This is a genomic window from Photorhabdus stackebrandtii (assembly GCF_011189495.1).
Lineage (GTDB): Bacteria > Pseudomonadota > Gammaproteobacteria > Enterobacterales > Enterobacteriaceae > Photorhabdus > Photorhabdus khanii.
The window spans coordinates 1-2,395 of record NZ_PUJV01000092.1; the positions used below are offsets into that span (position 1 = coordinate 1).

Annotated in this window: 2 protein-coding genes; one reads left to right on the forward strand and one right to left on the reverse strand. The window is 44.1% G+C overall.

The annotated features are described in order from the left end of the window. The first annotated feature begins 114 nt into the window (after positions 1-114). Positions 115-999, forward strand: a complete 885-nt coding sequence (locus tag C5470_RS21635) for an IS982 family transposase (RefSeq protein WP_166291846.1) — start codon at positions 115-117, stop codon at positions 997-999. A 6-nt stretch (positions 1,000-1,005) separates the two neighbouring features. On the opposite strand, the gene C5470_RS21640 is transcribed toward C5470_RS21635, so the two are convergent. After that, positions 1,006-2,313, reverse strand: coding sequence for an IS4 family transposase (locus tag C5470_RS21640; protein ID WP_152963716.1), 1,308 nt, complete (start codon positions 2,311-2,313; stop codon positions 1,006-1,008). Positions 2,314-2,395 lie beyond the last annotated feature (82 nt).

The following is a 2,395-nucleotide window of genomic DNA, read 5'->3' on the forward strand; positions in this document are numbered from 1 at the left end:
TAATGCTTGTCAGTTAAGATAATTAACCTGAGATTTGCTTAAGAAGGGAACTAAGTGCCTGAGGCACGATCAAAGTTTTTGTCAAAGAAAACAAAATCGTGGAGCTCCTCAGGCATGTCTAATTTAGAAGAACTTTACTGCTGCGTCGATGACTTTTGCCAAAAATTTATTCCTCTCTGGCATCAACAGTTAATTGAAAATGGCTTGCTCAAACGTCGCCGCGACGCTTCCCTTTCTCTCAGTGAAGTGATGACGATACTCATTTTATTCCACATGAGCCATTATCGTGATTTTAAAACGTTTTATATTCAGCATGTTAAACACTATCTTCAGGCCGATTTTCCCCGGTTGGTCAGCTACTCCCGGATGTTAACCTTGAAACAAAGGGCGCTCATTCCTCTCTGTGCTTTTCTTTCGTCACGCAAGGCCCAAACCCAGGGGATCGCCTTTATTGATTCAACCAAAATTGCTGTTTGTCACAATCTCCGTATTCCCCGTCATCGCGTATTTGAGGGCGTCGCACAGCGAGGGAAAACAAGTACAGGCTGGTTTTATGGCTTTAAACTTCATCGGGTTATCAATGATTGTGGTGAACTTTTGGCGGTTAAATTGACCTCAGGAAATACAGATGATCGTCATCCCGTCAAAGCGCGGGTACAAGGGTTAACAGGGCGTTTATATGGCGATAAAGGGTATTTGTCACAGGCCCTGTGCGATGAACTGGAAGCAGAAGGAATAACGTTAATCACTCATGTCCGGAGTAACATGAAGGCAAAAGCGTTATCTCTGTGGGATAAGTTGATGTTAAGAAGGCGATTTTTGATAGAAACGGTCGTGGATCAGCTCAAAAATATTTCTCAGATAGAGCATTCAAGACACCGCAGTCAGCTCGGTTTTTTATTGGAAATCGTCGCGGGCTTAATTGCTTATACATTCCAACCTAAAAAACCGAGCTTGAATTTACGGGATTGTGATATCGCTATTTTTAAACGAAGCTGAGGTTAATTATGAATGCCGTAACGGATATCGTTGCGGCTTTTTTTTCACTGCCCGTGGGTAATGCCTTTCCCTTCTTACTGGCAGCACAAAGCTTTTAGACATATCAAGCAACTGAGACATAAACTGAGGTATTTTTCCAGGAGAGACTCGGGGTAATAGGCTCAACTGACCTGTAAGATAGAGGCAAGCCTGCTTAAACCCTATTTGGTAAGGTTCTGTTCCTTTCTGGCTATACGCCATCTGAGTCATCATAAAACGCAGCAAATTGTACGCCAGTACAACACCCCACAACTCCTGCTCGATAAGCTCCGGTTTTTTACTTCTCAGAGTCAGCTCGTTTTTCAGCATATGTTGCTTCATTTCCCTGAACCCGTGTTCAATTTCCCAACGATATCCATACAGCTCTGCAATGTCAGCTTTCGGGTATTTCTGCGGATCTGTCATTGATGTTAGTATATAAACTATTTTATTTTTGATTGTCTTACACAGTAGTCTCGCTGTCAGCGTGGCTGGGGCATTTGCCCATTTTTTTCTCGCTTGAGGTGATAATGTCAGTTCAACGAGTTCATCGTTTTTACCTAGTTTACGTACCACCTTGTATTGCGCGCCTTTTCTCAGTGGTAACATCCAGTGTTTTTCTGTACCCGATGACTGCCAGTGATGCAGAAGTCCAAGCGCATAAAATCCTTTATCCATAATAGTTAGCGTATGCTCAGATGTTTGATTGGCCAGACGAGCTGCAAGGTCAACCTCGCTGATAGCAGATACACTGCCGAAGGCAGCACCAGCCAGTAAATGGCTTGTCACCTCCATTTGGCAGACCATCCGAAGCTGCGGCCATTCAGAAGATGAATGTGCATTCGCTGTCCGACCAAAAGCAGCATCATTTTCTGGTGTATCTGGTGTACGCCAAAGTGTTCCGTCCAATGCCATCAATGTGAGTCCATTCCAGTGAGATAGGGGTGTTTTTTCAAACCAGAGTCGGCTTGTTTTTTCAAAAACTTGTTTTATGACATCAGCGCCGAGCCGCTGACGAGCCTGAACCACGGCACTGGGAACAACAAAAGGACGCTTGCCGGGAAGAAGTATATCCAGATGAGAGACAATCTGATTCATGGACAGAGAGCGAAACAAGGCCATTCCAGTAATCGCCCAGACCATCATTTCCATCGGAAGCCTGCGTTTACGAACAGTTGCAACGCCAGTATCGACTAGGCATTCGTCAATAATCTCAGGTGAAAGAAGGTCGGAAAGAGCAGAAAATTCTTCCGGTGTATAGTTATGGATAGTCTCAAGAGCTTGGCTGAGTAGCATAAAAAAATCCGTAATCGTTATAAGTTACGGATTCTTACATAACCACTGGATCGGTCAACTGATCCTTAACTGATCGGCATTA